We start from the raw sequence: 20,004 nt of genomic DNA on the forward strand, positions 1-20,004 counted from the left end.
AGATCACTATGAAAAACATGCAAACATTTGAAACGCGTACACGCAAAGAATGCCGGGAATGCGGTTGTGAAATCAAGGAACGCCGCGAATCGATCATCTATGAATGCGAACGCTGCATCGCGAATAAAGACGAATAGATAGTAAAAAGGGAGATCCGATTTCGGATCTCCCTTTTCTATCGATCATTCCTGGTTCGATGCTTCAATGCGGTAGCTTTCATCAGCTTCGATGGCGTTGAAGATATTGATATAGCGCATGCCTTGCGGCGAAGCTTCTTCCGGTGCTTCGTCTTCATCAAGGACTTCTTTGAGTGGTTGCTTGACCGGCTCTTCGACTGTCGCATCGTAATCTTCCATCAAACTTTGCAGTTCACCGTAAGAATCGATGCCTTTGGATTTTTTCACTTGTTCAAACAGCCGGTCCGATTCGTCTTGCGTCAACTCCACATAACCGACCGTGATTCGTTGCTTTGCCATGTCTACCCCTCCAGCTTCATTGTTTCTTTTCCATACCCTTGGAAAGAAAAAGGCTAAACATGCTTGGTGAAAACTGGAGATTTCCGCTATGATGGAAACAGCAGGAAAATGAGAATGGAGGGATAATATGCGTGTCGCCATATTCGATTTCGATGGCACTTTATATGCAAAAGAAACATTTCAATTGATGATGGACCATTTGAAAAACCACTCGGTCCATAGCCGCAGATACCGCAAATTCTACCGCGCCATCATGCCGCCTTATCTCGGCCATAAACTGAAGATCTATCCGGAAGCAAAGATGCGTGCCCGTTCCGTCCAGGCCTATCTTGCAGCGCTCGAGACCTTCTCGAAACAGGAGCTGGAAGAATACTTCGGGGAAATCGCCGAGCTCATGCACGATGATTTCAATCACGAAGTCGTCGAGCGCCTGAAGCGGCATGTGTCCAATGATGATTATTGCATGCTTGTATCGGGCGCATTCACGCCGCTCTTGCATGCCGTAACGAAAGAATTACCGATCAAAAAAATCATCGGCACGGAAGTTCCCTACGTTGCGGATGTTCTAGACCACAAAACACCGGTCGTCCATATCCAGGGGCCTTTGAAAACAGAGAAGATCCTCGAGGAACTCGGCGATGCGCCGGTCGATTGGCAAAACAGCTATGCTTACGGCGACAGCCTGTCAGATGTCCCGGTCCTGGAACTCGTCGGCCATCCCGTCGCTGTGCGCCCTGAAGCCCGCCTCCGCACACTCGCTTCCGAACGCAACTGGGAAATTATCTAAAAAGAGCCGCACATAGCGGCTCTTTTTTTATGAAGCGCTGCGCCATTCCATCAAACGGATGGCGATCGCCATGCAGATGCTGCCGAAACCAAGCAATAGCAAGAGCGGCATCGCGACCGCCTGGAGGCCGTTTCCGTAGACGGCAACACTTGTTAAGGCCTGTAAGCCATAAGTGATCGGCAATGCTTTCGATATTGCCAGCAGGATTTCATTGGTCACCAGCTCAATCGGCCAGAACGCACCGCCCATCATCGCCATCCCGGTCGCGACAATCGGGATGACGGCACCGAGCTGTTGCGGTTTGGTGATGAGCGAGATGATCAATAACCCCAATGCGACGATGGAAAATGTGTAACATGCCGCGATGGCGATCAATAGCCAGAACCGGTCCCCCAGCTCAAAGCCGAACGCAAAGCGGAACAACAGGAAAATGAGCGTAATCTGGAAAAACCCGATCAAAAAGCTATAGCCGAGATGCCCAAGATACATTTGCCATTTCCGGACCGGTGAAATGATCATCCGGCTCCAGGTACCTGTCCTTTTCTCATCCACGATGCGCACAAGGCTGAACATGATCGTATAGATGACGAAGAACAGGGTCATGCCGAACAATAGCTGGAGCTGCCCGTTGTATTGAAAACTGTCTTCCACGCCTTGCAGCGATTCGACCGATAGCGTCAGGGCCGGGTCCGCCAATGAAGATTCCACATCCGCCCTGATCCCCGGTGTTGTTTGCTCCGCCTGTTCCAGACGCAATTCTTCTGAATAGATGCGGCGAAGAAACGAATCCAGCGCAAATCGCGCAGGGTCTTCCCTGCCGACTAGTAAACGGTAATCAGTTTCAAGCAAATTGACCGCTTGCGAGACGTCCCCTTCCGCTACATACGATCGGGCTTCAGGTTCTGTCATTAATTCAAACTGAAATTGATCTCCATCGTTCAAGCGCTCAAGCCACGTTTGCGCTTGCCGCCCGTTCATCGATTCCTCTGCATAGACTGGAACCATTTGTGGCCCGCTTTGCCCGCCTGCCGCTGTGACGGAGACGAAAATGACGGTCAACCCGAACATCGCCAAAACAAGGAGAGGTTTGCGGTAAAAACGGCGCCATTGCAGCAAGAATACTGCTTTCATGCCGTTCCCCCCTTTCTCGGAAATAAGGCAAGTGCCAATGACAGAAACACTGCTGCTACGATTGCAATGCGCATGAGCGGCTCCCACAATTGGCCGAAATCCGGTTCCAGTAACCAGGAAAAATAGGCGGACAGTGCCGCTCCGTTCGGTGTCCAGTTGCCGATTGCCCAAAGCATTTCCGGCATCCCGTCAAGCGGCATAAAACTGCCGCCGACAAACGCCATCAGGGAAATGACGCCGCCTGAGAAAATCGCCGGCACCGCATCACTTTCAAGCCTTAAGGTTATCGCTACCATCAAAGCGGCAAGACAGCCAACCGAAAGTGCCAATGTGATGGAAATGATGGCGATCCCCGACCAAAAAGCCCAGGAATCGGCTGCAAACGTCTGGAACAACAGCGCCGATAAACCGAATAACAAAGCCAGCTGCACGGTGACGATGGCAGCTGCAGCAATGGCTTTGCCCGTTAAATACAATAGCGGCGGGCGGTCCGACAAACGGATGCGGTCGAAAACCATCTGCTTTTGTTCAAGGTTTGCCTGTCCTGCAATCGTAGACCCTACAAACAACACGAACATGACAGCCATGCCGACCGTGTAATATTGAAAGGAAGTGATCGGTTGCCGTGCGGTGATCGTTTCGATGCCGCCCGATACTTCCGCTGCCGCTTCCCGTCCTGACAGCCTGGAAATCGAGGCTTCAAAATTCACTGTGCGGACAAATTCCTGCAGTATGGAATGAAGGACATCCGTTTGCGGCGAAGACAGATCCGCCACCAATAATTCCAATTTCCCTCCTCCACTCGAGCCGAATAACATATTTCTCAAGGAATCTTCCGTAAAACCTTCCGGCAAGGTGATGACGGCATCCACGGTTTCTTCATCCAGGCTTTCTTGTGCCTGTGCCCGGGCCATCCGTTCGACCGTAATCAATTCACTTAAATTTTCATCTTCCAAAAGCGAGATAAGCATCTTCTGCGGACTGGCCGATTGGGCCGCTTGTTTCAAAGCCTGTACTTGTCCTGGAGGCAACCCCATTTGCCCGATTTCGTTCTGAATTGATGCCACTGCCTGTGCTTCGTCTTCTTCCGCAACGAGTGCAATGTCCATTTCCAAGGCTTCCAAGTCCCCCGAAAAAATGCCGCGCAGTGAAAAGCCGAGTATCGCAATGAGCAAGAATGGCATCGCCAACAGAATCAATAACTCGGAACGGTCACGGAGCAATAGCATGATGTCTTTCACTAGAAAAGCATTCATTCCGCTCCCTCCTCAATCCCTTAATTTCCTTCCGGTCAACCGCAGGAAGACATCTTCCAGTGTCGGCGTCTGGACATTGACATTGACCACTTGTGCACCGTACCGCTCCGCTTCATGGAACAAAGCCGCAAGCAATCTCGTGCCTTTCGGGATGATCAGCTTCACGCTTCGTTCCTCGACTGTCGAGTGCTGGACACCCTCCATTCCACTGAGTTTCGTGAAGAGTTCCGGATAATTTTGGTCGAACTCGATCAGCACCGTTTCCCGGTCGGACAGGATCGCTTTCAGTTCTTCCTTCGTTCCTTCCGCAATGACTTTTCCGTGGTCCATGATGTAGACACGGTCACAGAGTTTTTCTACTTCTTCCATGTAGTGGCTCGTATACAGGACAGTCATCCCTTCATCGCGGTTAAGTTTGCGGATGGTTTCCAATAGATGGTTGCGCGATTGCGGGTCGATGCCGACGGTCGGCTCATCCATGATGAGTATTTCGGGTTCATGCATCATCGCTGCCGCCAGATTGACTCTCCGCTGCATGCCCCTGAATAATTCTTGACTAGCTCTTTTTTCCGATCCGTCAAACCGACGAGCTCCAGCACGTAATCGATTCGCTGTTCGAGCCTGTTTCCCGATAAACCATACAGCCGGCCGAAGAACTTCAAGTTCTCATAGGCGCTCAACTCTTCGTATAAGGCGATTTTTTGTGGGACGACGCCAAGCACACGGCGCATTTCGGCAGGCTTTTTCAACACGCTCTTGCCATTGAGCCTGACATCGCCCGAGCTCGGTTTCATCAAAGTGGAGATCATGGCGATCGCGGTCGACTTGCCTGCCCCGTTCGGCCCTAATAGCCCGACCGACTCCCCCTGCCTGAGCACCAAACTCACTTCATCGACTGCGATGGTGTCTTTGAACTTTTTTGTCAGCTGATCCGTTTCGAGCATAAGGCACCTCCGATCTTAAAACTCTTGTTACATCTATCCTACTGCTTTTCACATAAAATGCCATAATATTCTATAAAAACATCCACGCTTTTAAGAAGGAAACCTTGTGCTGCCATATGCATAAAAAAGACAGAGCTCACAGGCTCTGTCTTTTCGGGTTTCATTCCATTTCTTCAGCTATCGTGCCCAAGCAGATCCGCACGCCTTTCAGTAGGTCTTCATGGGACCAGCTGGGCAATTTCCCGTGTTCGATCGCCAATTGGTGGTCTGCCGGGATGTGGATGAATCCTGACAGCATGCCCGGCTTGTTCACGGCGGCATAATGAAGTCCTTCATACATAATGTTATTGCATAGATATGCACCGGCTGTATTGGAAATCTCCGCTGGCAACCCCGCCTGAAGCAATGCCTGTGTCATCTTACGCACCGGTAAAGTCGAGAGATAGGCATCGGGCCCATGTGCAAAAACCGGTTCATCGACCGGCCGGTATCCCTCGTTATCCACATCGCCGTCCTTGACGTTGAGTGCGACACGCTCGGGAGTCATCTTGTAACGTCCAGCTGCCAGCCCTAACGAAACAACTGCATCAGGCTTCAAGTCATCGATCCATCGCAGGATCAATTCACCCGAGCGATTGAAATCGACTGGCAAGATGCGGCTGATGATGCGATATCCGCCAATCTGTGCCCCATCCAACTTCTCCGCGATTCTCATTGTTGGGTTGATTGTGTAATTCAAGAAAGGTTCAAACCCTGTCAAAAGCAAAGTTTTCATTTGTCCACACTCCAGTTTTCTGAAATATTTGAATTAATAATTATTCATAAATATGTATAAAAACTCTTTCTCTTGTTCTTATGTCGTGTTAAGATTCATTCTATCGAATAAACATACAACGGAGGGAATTATTATGAAAAAATCATATTTACTTGCAGGCGGCGTTTCAGCACTTCTTTTGACAGCTTGTGGCCAAGATGACAAAGCAACTGGAGCAGCCGAGCAAAAAGAGGTATTGGAGATGGGTACATCCGCTGAGTTCGCGCCTTTTGAGTCTCGCAACCCGCAAGGCGACATCGTCGGTTTTGATATCGACCTTGCCAATTATATCGCAGATGAACTCGGCGTTGAACTGAAAATCACTGACATGAAATTCGACGGCTTGATCGGCGCATTGCAAAATGACCGCGTCGACCTGGTATTGGCCGGCATGTCCGCGACGGATGCCCGCAAGGAAAACGTCGATTTCTCGACGGAATACAACCATTCCGGTGAAATGTTCGTTTCCGCAAAAGGCTCTGGCCTTGAAACGCTTGAAGACCTCGAAGGATTGACGGTCGGCGTCCAGCTCGGAACGATCCAGGAAGAAGGCGCGAAGAGCATCATCGAAGAGGAAGCGATCGATTTCGAATTGAAGGCACTCGATGATTCCGGTGCCTTGATCCAGGAAATCCTCTCCGGCCGGATCGATGCCGCTTATATGGATAAGCAAGTGGCACTCGGCTATATCGAATCACAAGGACTGGATGCATTCGACGACCCGACAACGGCTTCACCAGGAATGGCTGTGGCGTTCCCGAAAGGCAGTGACTTGGTTGACGATGTCAACACCATACTTGCTGAAATGGAAGAGAACGGCAAGCTGGATGAACTGAAAGACAAATGGCTCACAGACGAGCAGTAAAATCGACTTTAGAAATGAGTTGGAACTGTTATGAATCTTGATTTTTCGCAAATCGTCCCATATATCCCCTTCATGCTTGAAGGCATTTGGGTGACCTTGAAATTCGTCTTTTTCGCGATCATCCTCGGATCCATTTTCGGAACCGTGCTGGCGCTGTTCAAGATCGGTTCGGCAAAGCCGCTGAGATGGTTCGCCGATGCCTATACGTCGATTTTCCGGGGCACACCGCTAATTTTGCAGCTGATGATCATTTATTATTCGATTCCGCAATTGACCGGCTATGACATCTCGCCGTTTCTATCCGCGATTCTCGCGTTTGGCTTGAACTCATCGGCTTATATTTCAGAAATCATCCGGGCGGGCATCCAGGCGGTCGACAAAGGCCAGCTCGAAGCTGCACAAGCGCTTGGCGTCCCTTATAGCGCAATGATGAAAGACATCATCTTGCCGCAGGCACTGAAGAACATTCTGCCTGCCTTGATGAATGAATTCATCACCTTGACGAAAGAATCCGCCATCGTCTCGACAATCGGCTATCTGGACTTGATGCGCCGTGCCCAGGTGGTCGGGGCGGACTTATTCCGTAACTTTGAGCCGCTCTTGTTCGTCGGGGTCATCTATTGGTGCCTCGTCATGGGACTCACAGTCATCGGCCGCATGGTGGAAAGGAGATTGAAACTTAGTGATTGACGTACAGAACCTATCCAAGAAATTCGGGGACAACCTCGTATTGAACGATATTACCACCACCATCCAAAAAGGCGAAGTCGTCGCGATCATCGGCCCGTCCGGCTCCGGCAAGTCGACTTTCCTGCGGTGCTTGAATTTGCTCGAGACCCCAAGCTCAGGAAGCATTGAAATCAACGGCAAGAACTTGACTGCGTCCAAAAAAGACATCCATAAAATCCGCCAGCAGATCGGCATGGTATTCCAGCATTTCCACCTCTTCCCCCATATGACGGTGAAAGAGAACTTGATGTATGCCCCGATGAAAGCAAAAGGCGTCAAGAAATACGACGCTGAGGAAAAGGCGCGCCAATTGCTCGACCGCGTCGGCCTGGCGCAAAAAGCCGCTGCCTACCCGAACAGTTTGTCCGGCGGCCAAAAGCAGCGTGTCGCGATTGCGCGCGCACTCGCCATGGAACCGGAACTCATGCTGTTCGACGAACCGACCTCTGCACTCGATCCGGAAATGGTCAAGGAAGTGCTGGAGGTCATGAAAGATCTTGCAAAATCCGGCATGACCATGGTCGTCGTGACGCATGAGATGGGTTTTGCCCGGGAAGTCGCAGACCGCGTCTTGTTTTTGGATCATGGTATCCTCGTTGAGGAAGGCGAACCGGAAAGCTTTTTCAAGAATCCGGCAAGCGCACGCGCACGCGACTTCCTGGATAAAGTGCTTTAATTGAAAACGTTCATGTGATGCTCAAAACTCTCCCCGTTTTTCGGCCTGTCCCCGTGCTATAATCGGTAGTGCAGGAAATACCCGAAATTTGAGGTGGAAATTTTGTTCAGAAAGACTGTCATACTGATTATTACTTTGTTTTTCATGGCGCTGATCATCTTTACAGCGGTCATGTTCTTGAAAAATGAGGAAACGCTTTATACCCACGAAGACGTTGAACTCAGCATCGACAAGCCGACCTTCATCACGCTTGGCGAAGCACAAACGGAAACGGATGGAAATGCCACAACCATGGTCTACCCGCTGACCTTCCTGACCCTGTCGGTCGGCTCGCTAAGCATCACAGAGGAAACCTTGCCAAACGGAGATGTCTTCCTCTTCGATACAGCCGAAAACACCGGCTGGATGCCATTTACGTTTTCGATGAACCGCAGTGGCATGGCTGATGCTGAAGTGACACGCTGGAACGAGGAGCCGATGTTGCAGCAAGAGGAAGCGACCTTCGGCACCGATGCGACGCGCAATCCATTCGGTGTCATCCGCAGTGCAGACACTGAAACGCTGCAAGGCAATATTTATGTTTCCCGTGGCTTGTCGCTCGGAAACGGCGAACGTGTACAGGAACTGCGCCATGAGATTTACGATTTCCCTATCGAAGAAGGCGTGATGGAAAAGAGCTTATGGCTCCCGCCGAAACACCAAAGCGAAAGCTGGATGCTCATTTCAAGCGAAGCGCTGTTCGATTCAGCTGATACCGAGACTGAATGGGCGCAATTCGCCAATGCCAATCGCCGCGCGCAATTCAATTGGCTGACGCCGGATGGCCCGCGCCAAAAGATGGCATTGACGGATGACTTGCGGACCGAGCTTGCTTACACGATTCCGGAACAAGCGGAATCGGCCTATCCTGAATGGTTCGAAGAAACGTCTTCGCGCTTTTTTGAATCGATGGAACAATATTTAGCTAAATAACCTTAAATCCCCCTCGCCTCGAAATTGGCCAGGGGGATTTTTTAAAATACCTTAAGTGACCGATTCCATCTGTTGATGGATTAAGAGCCCAATGTTCGCGATCAAATGATGGGCTTCCAGTGGATTTCTCGCCCCTTCCACGAAAACCGCAGCGATGGCGAATTTTTCTCCGTTCCCAAAAACCCCGACATCCGCCTGCAGGCCAGCCAGTTCACCGGCTTTGCCATAAAACTCCACTTCATCTTCCTCGATCGCCGCAGTCAGCTTGCGGCTTTGCTGATTGCCCAATATTTCCATGGCCCGTTTTCGCTCCTGTTCCGGCAAAACGCCCGGCATGGCAAACGATTCCATTAAACGGATCATATCACCTGCGGAGGTCCGGTTATCGATCCCGTGTTCAACCGCTTCGAAATCCATGAAGCGGCGATCGATTTTCGTATTGTGCAAGCCAAGGTCGCTGCACGCCTTATTGACGGTTTCTTTCCCGAGCAGTTCCAGCACCGCATTTGAAGCGGCATTATCGGAAACGATGATCATCAAGGCCAATACATCCCATAAGGCTAATTCTCTAAGTGATGGCAGATGGTCCAGTACGCCTGCGCCTCCGGCAGGTTTGCCTCCGAACACAATTTTCTGGCCGCCCGACAGCGTGCCATTTGCGATTTGCCGGCACGCTTCGAATAACAGGGCCAATTTAATCGTGCTCGCTGCGCGCATCGGGGCCCCACTATTGATATACACTCGGCTTGACCGGAATTCAATTGCCACACTGACGCGGGCTGAAGATCTGCCAATCAGTTGTTTTATCGCATTCTCCACTGCTGCCACACACCTTTCCTTGATGATTCAATTCGGCAAAAATCGGGCCAATCCTTTAAATCAAATTAATATCAAAAAGACAGAATACTCTGTATAATAAAATATGAACATAGAGATGGTCCGTCGTTCTTGCGATTTTTAAAGAAGGAGGATATCGTCATGGAACGCAAATGGGTGGAACGGAAAGAAGTTGAATTGCGGCTCGATGAAGAGTTCAATGCGATTCTGAACATGATTGGCGAAGGCGGCCCGGACTATGCAAGAATCGACGAAGACATGGAACCGAAGGAATTGAGGGATTGGCTTGCTGAAGAATTCGATTCGATCTTGAATATGATCGGCGAAGGCGGCCCGGACTATGCAAGGAACGATGAAGATATCGAAATGCAAATCATGAAGCACGACGAGGCCAAATCCCAAGACCTTCACTGATTGCTCCCCCTTCTTAACCGGAGGGGATTTTCTATTAAAAAAAGCACCAGCTCAGGGCTGGTGCCTCAAAATATTGATTATATTGGCAGTTCATTCAGACTGGTAGAAATTAATGCTTTTCTCGCATGATAAAATCAATGAGCTTTCAGAGCGTTTGGAGGGCGTCCGCTTGTAAAACCTTCTGCTCAATAATGCTGCGCATTACTTCGCAAAGATAAGGTCTCACGCAGTTCGACTTTATCTTTCCTGTGGGATCAGCGGGTTTGAGAGACCCCATAGGCAATGAATGAGCGAAGCAATGCTGAGCACATTCATTTGCGATGCTCGAACGCAGTGAGAGTTGAGCAACGTTTTTAGTGACGAGGAGGCTCGATTCCCGCCCCACGGAAAGCAAGCGGTAAGCTTCGTAAAACACGGTTTATAAATTTTCTCGATAGCCAAAGGTTATTCCATCATTTCCGCTAGCAATGAATAAGAATGCAGGCGGTCTTCCTGATAGAAGATCGGTGAATTGACGATGACTTCATTAGCGCGTGTCTTATTGATGAAAGCTGCCAGTTTTTCGCGCACCAATTCCGGCGTGCCGACGATCATCGATTCGGACTTCAGTTTATCCCGGAACATGACGATTTCACGCGGCGTCCACACCGAGCCAAGATCATCAATCGGTGGTTGGAACGTCGTCGGTTCGCCTTTCATCAGCGCAAACATCTGCTGCTGCAAAGACGTGGCGAGCCATTCCGCGCGCTCCTGCGTATCAGCTATGATCACTGACACGCCGACCATCGCATACGGGCTGTCGAGCGCCGCGGATGGCTTGAAATTCTGATGGTACAATTGCAGCGCCTGCATCGTGAAGTCCGGCGCGAAATGGCTGGCGAATGAAAACGGCAAGCCTTTTTGCGCGGCGAGTTGAGCGCTGAATCCGCTCGATCCAAGCAGCCAGATTGGAATGTCCATGCCTGTTCCCGGGTACGCTTTGACCCGGCCGACCGGTTTATCGGAGAAATAATTCTCCAATTCCATCACTTGCTGCGGGAATTCGTCTCCCGTGCTGTGTAGGGTACGGCGCAAAGCATAAGCAGTCGCCTGGTCACTGCCAGGTGCACGGCCAAGGCCGAGGTCGATGCGGTCTGGATACAACGACGCGAGCGTCCCGAATTGCTCGGCGATAACAAGCGGGGCATGGTTCGGCAGCATGACGCCACCTGAACCTACGCGGATTGAGTTGGTTTTTCCGGCGATATGCCCGATCAACACAGACGTCGCCGAGCTGCCGATACCTGGCATATTGTGATGCTCGGCCAGCCAGTAGCGGTTAAATCCCAGTTTCTCTACGTGTTGCGCAAGTTCTACGCTATTTGCAAATGATTCTGTTGCGGTGCTGCCTTCATTGATCGGCGCCAAGTCGAGCACGGCCACGGGAATCTGCTGAAATGTTTTTTGTGTCATATCTTTAAGCACTCCTTTACCCTCCCTATTGTAACGCTCAAGTTTCGGAAGGCGTACGAAAATGCTCAGAGATCCCATTCCATTGTGTCACTTAAGCTAAACTGCCCAGCGCAGGCGTACCCATGTACTGAAGAAAATGTTTATCCAAACGTAAGGTTAATCAATATATGCATTTAACCCTTGGACGATCCTATTCAGTTCGTCCAACTCATCTATAGTGTAATCCGCCGCGGCTTCACTCCAACCAGCATCTTTTTTCCATACCCCGATCATGCCGGCTTTTTTGGCGGCCTCCACATCCGTCGTTGGATGGTCCCCGACAAACAAGCTATGGGCTGGCAAGACATTCAAACGGGCCATCGCCCTTTCGAAAATCCGTGGATCCGGCTTCCGTAAATTCTCGCTTTCAGAAATCAAGATCGCATCAAACCACCTCTCGATTCCCAAGGCTTTAATATTATCCATCTGGAATTTCCCCTTGCCATTCGAGATGATGCCTAGTTTCACGCCTTGTTGTTTCAGGCTCTCCAGCATTGCTTGCAGGCCATCGAAAGGATGGCAATGGAAGCGGAAATGGGCGATATAATCTTCCAATAAATTTTCCATCGTTATCTGTTCGATATTAAATTCCTGGATCAATTGAGCATAGACCTGGTCTTTCCATACATATCCCCGCCTGTCCAATTCAATAAAGCGCTCGGCATACACTTCCTTAGGAATATGCCCGAGAGACTGATGCATCCGATCGTATTGATCGTCGATAAACGACATCACTGAAGCATCCCGGTTGAGCAGGGTCCCGTCCAAATCAAACAGCACCGCTTGAATCATTGAGATCCCTCATTCCACAATCGTTCCCCACTCTTTCCATCAGGTGCGTCAGTTAAAACGAACACATCCGGATTGCTTAAAGCACGCCATCCTTCAAATCCGAAGCCTTCCACATAACGCGACAGAAGCAGTGCCATGATGTTGCCGTGGGTGACGATTGCTGCTGTTTGGCCGCTCTTTTCAAGCTCAGCTACTACTTGTGAAATACGGTCCAGTGCTTGTCTGCTGGATTCGCCGCCTTCAAGCACGAGATTGTGGTCATCGAATGTGCTTTTCAAGCGTTCGAACCAATCGGGAAGGTTTCCTGAACTTAAGACCCGTTCTTTCAAACGCTCGTCGGTTTCGATTTCAACAGCCAACGTCTCCGCGAATGGTGCGATCGATTGAACGGCTCGTGTATACGGGCTCGAGACGACCCGCTCGATCCCCAGCTCACTCAAAAAGCCGCTTAATTCTACAGCTTGTGCCATTCCTTTTTCCGTAAGTTCTGCATCCGGCTCCTGTCCAGTTGCGGCACAGTGACGGATGATATAGATTTTTGTCACTTTAAATCACCCCGTTTCCGTTTATAGACCAAGCAAATCCGCCATGATCTCTGCACTGCCTGGCGAGAACATGAATAGCGAAAACCCAATACATAAGGCGCCGCCCCCAAGCAAGCCGATTTTCACAACGAGCGGAAACCCTCTTTTCGGCAAGATCCCAGCGAAAAACAAACAAATCCCGATGAATAACAACAGCATATACCAGAAGCCCATCTGCCCACCCCTTTTCAATATGTTAATAACTGGACGCTTGCTGAATGAAAAGGTTCTGCTGTTGTATGTCTATTGTCACTCCTGGATTCAGCTTACCATATGCCTGACTGCTTACTAGACAGAAAATCACCTGCTGCAAAAAATTGCAGCGGGTGATTTTTTTACTTATCCATCACTTCTTTGAAATAGTTCACGGTCTTCATTTCCCCCGCCTATTGTTCGTATGTTCCATTGAACGTAAAGCGCAAGGGCTATCTGCATAAAAAAAGCCAGCAGCCTGTCGAATGGACAGGCTGCTGGCTCCAAATGAAATTATTCAATTTTGTACCATTGCAACGCATTGTGATAGAGAACCTTTTCTGCTTCCTTGTCGCCCAAAGCTTCTTGGATCACTGTCACATCACCCGCCTGAAACACCCTCTTTGCCCGAGTCGACGGAAGATCGGTGCCGAAAAGCAGCGCTTCAGGATTGAGTTCATGGATAGCTCTTATTGCTTGCGACGGGTCGAAATCAATCCGCCCGAACCCGGTCGCTTTCACCTTTACACCTTGTTCCACCAGCTTCAACAGTTCGGGGAATCCTTGTTTCGATAAGCCGAGATGATCGATGGAAACGGCAGGCAAGCGGCTGATTACGTCTTTCAGTTCCACGAGATCTTTCGAATCGATGTACAGCTCTGCATGCCACCCGGCGATGTCATGGATGCGCCTTGCGAAATGATCGAGCCGTTCAATCGTTTCCGAGCCGCCGCGCTTCACATTAAATCGCACTGCACGTACGCCTTTTTCATGCAAGCTGAGGATTTCTTCGTCCGATGTGCCCGCCGGCAATTGCGTCACGCCGACAAACCGCTCACCGAGCATGTCGAGTGTATCCAGTAAATACGATTGGTCAAAGCCTTGGAACGATCCCGACACGATGGCGCCTCCGGATACATTGAAGTTTTCAACAGACCTCATATAATCCGGAGCCGTGAATGCAGGCGGCAGATAGCCGTGGTTTTCGGCTACCGGAAATCTCGGATCGATAATATGTAAATGGGCATCGAAGATTTTCACTTTCTTCATCGCTCCAGTTCTTCCGTCAATGCCGAAATCGCTTGCCTGACACTCTTTAGATTCGCTTCATCGTTCATCTCATTTCGCGCATGCAAAAGCGCCGGCCGCACCGACTCGACAGAACGCCCGAATGCGTACATCCAGTCTTAGCGCGGTACCATCCACGTATGGAAATGATGCGTCGTGTCTTCATTATAGAAATAATAGACCGATTCGATGCCAAGCACGTTTCGCTGTGCTTTGCGGATTTCCGCCAGGACCGTGATGTAGTCGATCCGCTCTTCTTCAGTCAATTCGTCCAGGCTTTTCAAATGGCGCTTCGAGGCGAGGATGATCAAGCCAGGGATGGGATATGCCACATCCTGATGGGCATGGAAATGCTCCGTCACCATCACGACGCCGCCTTCCGGTTCGATCAATCCATTCACCAACGCGCAGCTCAAGCATTCCACTTCGACGGTTTCGCCATTTGCCAAGGTGATGGTTCTCATTTCAATCGCCCTCCTCGGCTGTCAGTATTGAATATTTTCATTTACCGGAATGAACCATCCCATGCATAAGTCGAAAAAGAGGCCAATTTCTCGAAATAATGCTCCATGCGCTGATAGACCGAAGGCACGATCAAGCGCTCCCGGTTCATTTGCTGGAACTCAATCCAATTGACCAGCTGCGCGGCGCACACTTCACCCGGCTGGAGCTGCAGGGCATCCATGTCGATGCGTTCCTTGCATCTCCAGACATAGCTGTCCAGGAAATAATTGCCGCCTTTCATCTGGCCTAAAAAGCGTAGTTCATCAGGTCTTGCCAATAAACCCGTTTCTTCCTCCAGCTCGCGGAGAGCCCCCGTCAAACTGCTTTCTCCCGCCACCACGGAGCCGCGTGTCGTTTCCCAAAGCATCGGAAGCGGCTTTTCCGGATCTCGTTGCGTCATGAAAATCCTTCCATCTGCATTGAGCGTGATGACTTCCGCGACAATGTGGAACTCGCCAGGACGCAATTTATTGCCTCTCATATGTTTCTTTCCGAGCGGGTTCCGCTCTCCATCATATAAATCCCAAACTTCCATTTCCCTTTGCTCCCATCCCTTGAACGTGAATTCCCGACATATACTCCTCAAGTAGTTACTCCTGTTTATACTTTAAAGAATATTCCCATTAATTAACAGACTTTTTTCACTCATTTTGGAATTTTATTTTTCACTAAAAAAAGTGCCGGAGACAGACGCCCCCGGCACTCGATTCATTTTTTGGATCGCTGTTGAACGTATATGGAATTGACTGCTTCTTCAGAGCTATTGTGGCTGTCCGGTCCCGAGATTCCGGGATGTCCGTAGAAAAATGTGTTGTTCATATAATCTCTTGCACAAACTGGCGGCATTCATTTGAAAAAAGGATGAACGCATGATATGACTTGAAGTGCTCGGGCTGCAGACGGCCTCTTCACACCAAAATCCTTTTCGAACTACATCTCTTACTCACCAGTTGCAACGAAATAGCGGATGCGCGCTTCGATATCATCGCGTACCGATTGGAACACTTTCCATTTCTCTTCTTCGGTGCCTTGCGCTTTCGCCGGATCCGTAAAGCCCCAGTGGTCGCGTTTTACGTGAGGAGGCGTCATCGGGCATTTATCGGCCGCATCGCCGCAAAGCGTCACGACGAAATCGGCATTGTTCAAAATTTCGGTATCGATGACATCGGATGTTTGTCCTGAAATATCGATATTCACTTCATTCATCGCTTTCACTGCGTTCGGGTTCAAGCCATGCGCTTCGATCCCGGCACTCAACACTTGCCACTCATCGCCCAAAATTTCCTTCCCCCAGCCTTCTGCCATCTGGCTGCGGCAGGAATTGCCTGTGCATAAAAAGTACAATGTTTTTTTCGTCATATTGATTAGCTCCCTTGTTCCATGAATGGTTTTTGTTAGATCAATGTTCATTCAACTTGATGCCTTTTCCGCATTAACACTTATTCACAACGAATGCGCAGTCCCTGCTCCACCAACTTCTCGATGCGTTCGTCCTGGCTTGGAATGAACGCCAACACTTGCATGAGCATGTCGTATAATTCACTGTCCTGGTTCAATGAATAGAAAATCCATTGCCCCTTGCGCTTTTCCTTCACTAAACCGAGATCGCGAAGCTTGCGCAAGTGCTGGCTGATGGCGGACTGGCTGACGTTAAAGATTTCCACGAATTCGCAGACGCAGCAATCGTTTTTTTCGAGCAATTTGACCATCGACAATCTTGTCTTGTCACCTAATAGCTTCAGCAGCATGCTCGCTTTGTCAATTTCTATTTCGCGCGCTTTCACTTCCATCGGATGATTCCCCCGCTTCTATACTTAGGTTTGCTTAAATACTTTAATACCAAATACAGCATATCAGCATATGCTTATATGTTCAAGCAGTGATCTGAATGATAAAACATGTACAGCGCGTATTTTTCATAGAAAAAAGGAGCGGCATGCTCCCGCTCCTTCCTGATTGAATCTTTTCTTCAATGATGATGATGCCCAGCCGCTTCAGTCTCTTCTTGCCCTTGGCAGCGGATCGAGTCGTCATGGGGATGATCTTCGGTTTCCAACTGCACGGTGACATGGCCGATTTTCAGCTCCAACAGCGCATGTTCAATATCCCTAAGCACTTGCTGGCTGTCCTTGAACGAGATATGTTCTTTGATGACCACATGTCCCGACATGGCATTCTTCCCGCTCGTGATGCTCCACACGTGAAGGTCGTGGATACTTTTCACGGCAGGCAGCGCTTCGATCGTTTGCGCTACTTGTTCCAGGTCGACATTTTTCGGCGTGCCTTCCATCAAGACATGCACCGCTTCTTTCGTTACGCGCCAACCGCTGATCAAGACAAGGATGGCGACAACTACACTCGCCAGCGGATCTGCCCATGCCCACCCGAAGAAAATGATCAACAGGGCCGCCGTGATCGCGCCGACCGATCCGAGCAAATCACTTAAGACATGTAAAAAAGCGGCACGGAGGTTCAAGTTTTCTTTCGTATCGCCTCCGCGCATCAAAATCCACGCAACGAGGATATTGACGAGCAAGCCGATAACCGCAATGGCCAGCATGCCCGAAGTCGCAATTTCAGGTGGGTCGGAAAATCGGTGATAGGCTTCATAGAAAATATAAAGTGAAATCAACACTAGTGTTACTCCATTAAAGACTGCCGCCAGAATTTCAAAGCGTTTATAGCCGTAGGTCTTCATTTGATCGGCCGCTTTTTCGCCGATGGAAAAAGCCAGGTAGCCGACACCGAGCGAAATGGAATCGCTGAGCATATGGCCGGCATCCGCCAGCAGCGCAAGGCTGTTCGTCAAATATCCGCCGATCGCCTCGACCACCATATAACCGGTGATGATCAGAAAGGCGATCAACAATGTTTTTTTATTGCGGCTATGCGCATGGTCATGTGATGATCCCACCGCCAACACCTCCACTGCAGCTTCTTAATAATCCTCTTCTATATGTGTATTCCCGAATCATGGATGGATATCCTTTTCGAAAAAATCTTTTCCGCATGGAAAAACCGGCTCATAAGGCCGGTTTCATTAGCTTTTTGCAGCAGCTGTACTCAAAATGGATTCCAGTGAAGCTTCGAAACGCAGGTTCATTTCCCGTTTCAACAAATGCAATTTTTGGGCATGGTCCGGTTTCACGCCAGTGATGGCCGCGTCGATTCCCATGACGCCCAAAGTCTGCACGAGCGATTCCAGGTAATGGACGCCTTCTTGTGTCACTGTCCCCATCGCCGTCAAATCGATCACGACCGTGTCCGCTTCATATTCATAGATTCGGGTCACGACGTAAGGGCGGATCGCTTCGACTTTCTTGGCGTCCAAATTGCCGAATAACGGAATCAGCACATAGCCGCCCCCGACTGAGATGCACGGCGCGGATAGTTCCCGCACTTTTTCCAACAATGCGTCTGCCCGTTCTTTTTCCTTCAGCAATTCATAATCCGTTTCCTTCAAGCGGCCGCGAAGGCGGACCATTTGCGCCGTAATCGAATCCAGTTGCCCATCTTTCGGCACAAGCACCAAATTCAACGAGAAGTCGCTATCCCAGCGGTAATGGACATCCGCTAAAAACAAGCCGTCGCCCACCATGAAGTTCAGCTCTACGGGCTTCTGCTTCGTGCGTTGTTTCAATAGGCGTTCGGCTTTCGGGCGGCTGCCTTCATCAAGCAGCTCAAAAAACGTTTCCGGCGCGCCGAAAAGCTGTTCGGCTTCCGAGGATTGGTCGACCACTACAAAGCTATTATTCAACCTGAAAGCCGGCAGCGGCCATTCAGCCAGTGGAGAGCGTGTCATCGTTCGGCCCCTTTCCAGTGCGGATCCATTCCCTGAGCGCACCCAGTTCCCGGACAACTACCGCGCCTTTCACATGCAAATCCGCAAAACTCGACAAGGTGACAGCCCGGCCGCCGATCAGCACGGCGGGGTTGGAACCGGTGTGCGCAAAAGCTTCCGCATAGGTTTTCAAAGCCGGCAGCCGATGCGCGAGCGCGCCGGATAATGCCACGACGTCCGGCTGCCATTCCCCGGCCAGTTCAAGCGCTGAATCAAGCGGCAGATTCGGCCCCATGTAGCGGACTTCATACCCTTCTTCGCGGAACAATGCGGCGACCATCTTGAGCCCGATATAATGCTCTTCGCCTTCCGGCCCGAAAACCATCGCCTTTTTTGGCCCGTTGCCTGCCTTGTTCCGCAGTTCCGTAGCGGACAGCACAAAATCACAGACGGCAGTGGCCAAATGCTCTTCCGCTACCGATATCTCATTTTGTTCCCATAGTTCACCGATACGATACATCGCCGGTGTCAATAATTCGCTGTAGAGCTGTTCGTATGAATGGCTTTCCAGGAAATCCTGGACATATTTCAAAGCTTCCTCTTCCTGTCCCTGCAGGAAAAGATCCGAAAGCTGTGTTGATTCGTGCATTTGATCAGCCCCTTTTATGTTGAGGGAGCTCCAATAACCGGACTGCGCGATCGAGGCAGCCCAGCATGAAATCTCCTTGCGTTGTTTCGGTGTAGCGCGGCACAATATCCATAAGCCGCCTGAAATTATCGATGATGAGGGCGGTTTCGACATTGCGGCTCACAAGCACCGTCTCGAGCCAGATGGCGTAGTCGACAAAGGATTGCTCGCTTTGCAGCTCCCACGCGGTTTCGAGATAATCCAAGTGGTGATGATTGTCTTTGACGGTATGTTCATATCCCTTATCGCCGAAACGTTCCCATAAATTCGGATACGCTTCGTATATACCGTCTGCCGTGTCGGTCGCGATTTGCTGTTTTTGTTCCTGGTTCATTCGGCCACCACTTCGTACTGATGGACTTTCGGCACGATGCCCGCGAGTTCCTGGTCAGGATAGTTCTTTTCCAAATCATGGATTTCCTTGAACTCCTGGCTCTTGACCCAGTTCATATACGACTGTTTGGACTGCCATTCCAGATGAACAGTCAATTCATGTCGCTTTTTCGTGTTTTGGATCAACCGGAATGAAGTAAAGCCTTCCGCCTGGTCCACACGGCGCGAGCGTTTCTGGTAAATTTCGATGACGTCTTGTACCTTGTCTTCAGGCACAATGACGGTGGATGTGACGATGTACATAATTCAGAACCCCTTTGCAACTAGCTTTGTATAAGCTGGGCATGATTAAAGTTTACCTCAGCATACCATTTCAGCTCCCGGAATAAAAGCGAGCGCCTTTAAGGCAATTATAAGAGTATTTTCAATATTCCGCTTGTATTCCGCACGCAATTGCCGTATGATGGAAAACATCAACCAACAGCAAACGACAACTTTATAAAATGATTCTTATCGAGAGAGATGGAGGGATTTGGCCCTTTGAAGTCTCAGCAACCGGACAATGTCACGGTGCTAATTCCAATAGGTACAGCCTAGTAGATGAGAAGATGGCATATACGGCAGGGGCTTTCTTCTAATCAATAGAAGAAAGCCCCTGCTTTTTGATTTG

The 20,004-nt window shown here is 49.9% G+C and carries 26 protein-coding genes, 1 pseudogene and 1 riboswitch; of the genes and pseudogenes, 7 read left to right on the forward strand and 20 right to left on the reverse strand.

Translation table 11 applies throughout. The features are described from left to right. Nucleotides 1-8: 8 nt before the first annotated feature. Entirely contained in the window at nucleotides 9-137 is a 129-nt protein-coding gene (locus BBI15_RS16580) for a YhfH family protein (protein WP_194098862.1), read from the forward strand. Nucleotides 138-182: 45 nt separating this feature from the next. Here BBI15_RS16580 and BBI15_RS11225 read toward each other — a convergent pair whose 3' ends face one another. Beyond that, the gene (locus tag BBI15_RS11225; RefSeq protein WP_068869645.1) at nucleotides 183-476 is read right to left on the reverse strand and encodes a hypothetical protein; all 294 of its coding nucleotides are present in this window, start codon (nucleotides 474-476) and stop codon (nucleotides 183-185) included. A gap of 127 nt (nucleotides 477-603) precedes the next feature. On the opposite strand from BBI15_RS11225, the gene BBI15_RS11230 reads away from it, so the two are divergent. Continuing rightward, complete coding sequence (locus BBI15_RS11230; RefSeq protein ID WP_068869646.1) at nucleotides 604-1,263, forward strand: HAD family hydrolase; 660 nt, start codon at nucleotides 604-606, stop codon at nucleotides 1,261-1,263. Nucleotides 1,264-1,290: 27 nt separating this feature from the next. On the opposite strand, the gene BBI15_RS11235 is transcribed toward BBI15_RS11230, so the two are convergent. The 4 genes and pseudogenes from BBI15_RS11235 to pcp all read right to left on the reverse strand — a co-directional run bounded on the left by BBI15_RS11235 (nucleotide 1,291) and on the right by pcp (nucleotide 5,369). Continuing rightward, nucleotides 1,291-2,394 (reverse strand): ABC transporter permease, encoded by a 1,104-nt coding sequence (locus BBI15_RS11235; protein WP_068869647.1) that lies wholly within the window; start codon nucleotides 2,392-2,394, stop codon nucleotides 1,291-1,293. After that, complete coding sequence (locus BBI15_RS11240; protein WP_068869648.1) at nucleotides 2,391-3,650, reverse strand: ABC transporter permease; 1,260 nt, start codon at nucleotides 3,648-3,650, stop codon at nucleotides 2,391-2,393. The genes BBI15_RS11235 and BBI15_RS11240 overlap by 4 nt, the downstream gene beginning before the upstream one ends. 12 nt (nucleotides 3,651-3,662) lie before the next feature. Continuing rightward, nucleotides 3,663-4,594, reverse strand: a pseudogene (locus BBI15_RS11245) (ABC transporter ATP-binding protein). A 160-nt stretch (nucleotides 4,595-4,754) separates the two neighbouring features. Further along, complete coding sequence (pcp, locus tag BBI15_RS11250) at nucleotides 4,755-5,369, reverse strand: pyroglutamyl-peptidase I (RefSeq protein WP_068869649.1); 615 nt, start codon at nucleotides 5,367-5,369, stop codon at nucleotides 4,755-4,757. Nucleotides 5,370-5,502: 133 nt separating this feature from the next. On the opposite strand from pcp, the gene BBI15_RS11255 reads away from it, so the two are divergent. From BBI15_RS11255 to BBI15_RS11270, 4 genes are all read left to right on the forward strand, one after another. Further along, on the forward strand, nucleotides 5,503-6,273 hold the full coding sequence (locus BBI15_RS11255) for a transporter substrate-binding domain-containing protein (protein ID WP_157101648.1): 771 nt from the start codon (nucleotides 5,503-5,505) through the stop codon (nucleotides 6,271-6,273). Between the two features lie 30 nt (nucleotides 6,274-6,303). Next, nucleotides 6,304-6,963: an amino acid ABC transporter permease gene (locus BBI15_RS11260; protein WP_068869650.1), complete on the forward strand. Its 660-nt coding sequence runs from the start codon at nucleotides 6,304-6,306 to the stop codon at nucleotides 6,961-6,963. Then, a complete protein-coding gene (locus BBI15_RS11265) occupies nucleotides 6,956-7,678 on the forward strand; it encodes an amino acid ABC transporter ATP-binding protein (protein ID WP_068869651.1) in 723 nt (240 codons plus the stop codon). The genes BBI15_RS11260 and BBI15_RS11265 overlap by 8 nt, the downstream gene beginning before the upstream one ends. Before the next feature lie 102 nt (nucleotides 7,679-7,780). Next, nucleotides 7,781-8,650, forward strand: coding sequence for a hypothetical protein (locus BBI15_RS11270; RefSeq protein ID WP_068869652.1), 870 nt, complete (start codon nucleotides 7,781-7,783; stop codon nucleotides 8,648-8,650). A gap of 51 nt (nucleotides 8,651-8,701) precedes the next feature. Here the strand turns inward: BBI15_RS11270 and BBI15_RS11275 are convergent, their stop codons facing one another. Next, nucleotides 8,702-9,469, reverse strand: a complete 768-nt coding sequence (locus BBI15_RS11275; RefSeq protein ID WP_157101649.1) for a serine hydrolase — start codon at nucleotides 9,467-9,469, stop codon at nucleotides 8,702-8,704. A gap of 159 nt (nucleotides 9,470-9,628) precedes the next feature. Here BBI15_RS11275 and BBI15_RS11280 point away from each other — a divergent pair, with 159 nt between their 5' ends. Then, on the forward strand, nucleotides 9,629-9,901 hold the full coding sequence (locus BBI15_RS11280; protein ID WP_084632837.1) for a hypothetical protein: 273 nt from the start codon (nucleotides 9,629-9,631) through the stop codon (nucleotides 9,899-9,901). Nucleotides 9,902-10,345: 444 nt separating this feature from the next. On the opposite strand, the gene BBI15_RS11285 is transcribed toward BBI15_RS11280, so the two are convergent. The 14 genes from BBI15_RS11285 to BBI15_RS11350 form a co-directional block, all read right to left on the reverse strand. After that, entirely contained in the window at nucleotides 10,346-11,353 is a 1,008-nt protein-coding gene (locus BBI15_RS11285; protein WP_157101650.1) for an LLM class flavin-dependent oxidoreductase, read from the reverse strand. Between the two features lie 156 nt (nucleotides 11,354-11,509). After that, nucleotides 11,510-12,184 (reverse strand): HAD family hydrolase, encoded by a 675-nt coding sequence (locus BBI15_RS11290; protein WP_068869655.1) that lies wholly within the window; start codon nucleotides 12,182-12,184, stop codon nucleotides 11,510-11,512. After that, complete coding sequence (locus BBI15_RS11295; protein ID WP_068869656.1) at nucleotides 12,181-12,729, reverse strand: histidine phosphatase family protein; 549 nt, start codon at nucleotides 12,727-12,729, stop codon at nucleotides 12,181-12,183. Before BBI15_RS11295 ends, BBI15_RS11290 begins: the two co-directional genes overlap by 4 nt. 21 nt (nucleotides 12,730-12,750) lie before the next feature. Next, nucleotides 12,751-12,942, reverse strand: coding sequence for a hypothetical protein (locus BBI15_RS11300; protein WP_068869657.1), 192 nt, complete (start codon nucleotides 12,940-12,942; stop codon nucleotides 12,751-12,753). A gap of 312 nt (nucleotides 12,943-13,254) precedes the next feature. After that, a complete protein-coding gene (locus BBI15_RS11305; RefSeq protein ID WP_068872579.1) occupies nucleotides 13,255-14,001 on the reverse strand; it encodes an amidohydrolase family protein in 747 nt (248 codons plus the stop codon). Between the two features lie 146 nt (nucleotides 14,002-14,147). Next, nucleotides 14,148-14,492: an HIT family protein gene (locus tag BBI15_RS11310; RefSeq protein ID WP_418312486.1), complete on the reverse strand. Its 345-nt coding sequence runs from the start codon at nucleotides 14,490-14,492 to the stop codon at nucleotides 14,148-14,150. Between the two features lie 41 nt (nucleotides 14,493-14,533). Beyond that, nucleotides 14,534-15,067, reverse strand: coding sequence for an NUDIX hydrolase (locus tag BBI15_RS11315; protein WP_068869658.1), 534 nt, complete (start codon nucleotides 15,065-15,067; stop codon nucleotides 14,534-14,536). A gap of 404 nt (nucleotides 15,068-15,471) precedes the next feature. Further along, on the reverse strand, nucleotides 15,472-15,891 hold the full coding sequence (gene arsC, locus BBI15_RS11320) for an arsenate reductase (thioredoxin) (protein WP_068869659.1): 420 nt from the start codon (nucleotides 15,889-15,891) through the stop codon (nucleotides 15,472-15,474). 80 nt (nucleotides 15,892-15,971) lie between these two features. Continuing rightward, entirely contained in the window at nucleotides 15,972-16,322 is a 351-nt protein-coding gene (locus BBI15_RS11325; protein ID WP_068869660.1) for an ArsR/SmtB family transcription factor, read from the reverse strand. A 179-nt stretch (nucleotides 16,323-16,501) separates the two neighbouring features. Next, nucleotides 16,502-17,446 carry a cation diffusion facilitator family transporter gene (locus BBI15_RS11330; RefSeq protein ID WP_068869661.1) on the reverse strand — a complete coding sequence of 315 codons (945 nt, stop codon included), beginning with the start codon at nucleotides 17,444-17,446 and terminating at the stop codon, nucleotides 16,502-16,504. A gap of 126 nt (nucleotides 17,447-17,572) precedes the next feature. Further along, complete coding sequence (locus tag BBI15_RS11335) at nucleotides 17,573-18,334, reverse strand: STAS domain-containing protein (protein ID WP_068869662.1); 762 nt, start codon at nucleotides 18,332-18,334, stop codon at nucleotides 17,573-17,575. Beyond that, nucleotides 18,312-18,962, reverse strand: coding sequence for a cobalamin B12-binding domain-containing protein (locus tag BBI15_RS11340; protein WP_068869663.1), 651 nt, complete (start codon nucleotides 18,960-18,962; stop codon nucleotides 18,312-18,314). Before BBI15_RS11340 ends, BBI15_RS11335 begins: the two co-directional genes overlap by 23 nt. 4 nt (nucleotides 18,963-18,966) lie before the next feature. Continuing rightward, nucleotides 18,967-19,335 carry a hypothetical protein gene (locus BBI15_RS16565; RefSeq protein ID WP_068869664.1) on the reverse strand — a complete coding sequence of 123 codons (369 nt, stop codon included), beginning with the start codon at nucleotides 19,333-19,335 and terminating at the stop codon, nucleotides 18,967-18,969. Beyond that, nucleotides 19,332-19,637 (reverse strand): antibiotic biosynthesis monooxygenase family protein, encoded by a 306-nt coding sequence (locus tag BBI15_RS11350; RefSeq protein ID WP_068869665.1) that lies wholly within the window; start codon nucleotides 19,635-19,637, stop codon nucleotides 19,332-19,334. The genes BBI15_RS16565 and BBI15_RS11350 overlap by 4 nt, the downstream gene beginning before the upstream one ends. A gap of 204 nt (nucleotides 19,638-19,841) precedes the next feature. Next, nucleotides 19,842-19,941, forward strand: a riboswitch (SAM riboswitch). Nucleotides 19,942-20,004: the final 63 nt, after the last annotated feature.

Origin of the sequence: Planococcus plakortidis (genome assembly GCF_001687605.2) — a bacterium.
Classification (GTDB): domain Bacteria; phylum Bacillota; class Bacilli; order Bacillales_A; family Planococcaceae; genus Planococcus; species Planococcus plakortidis.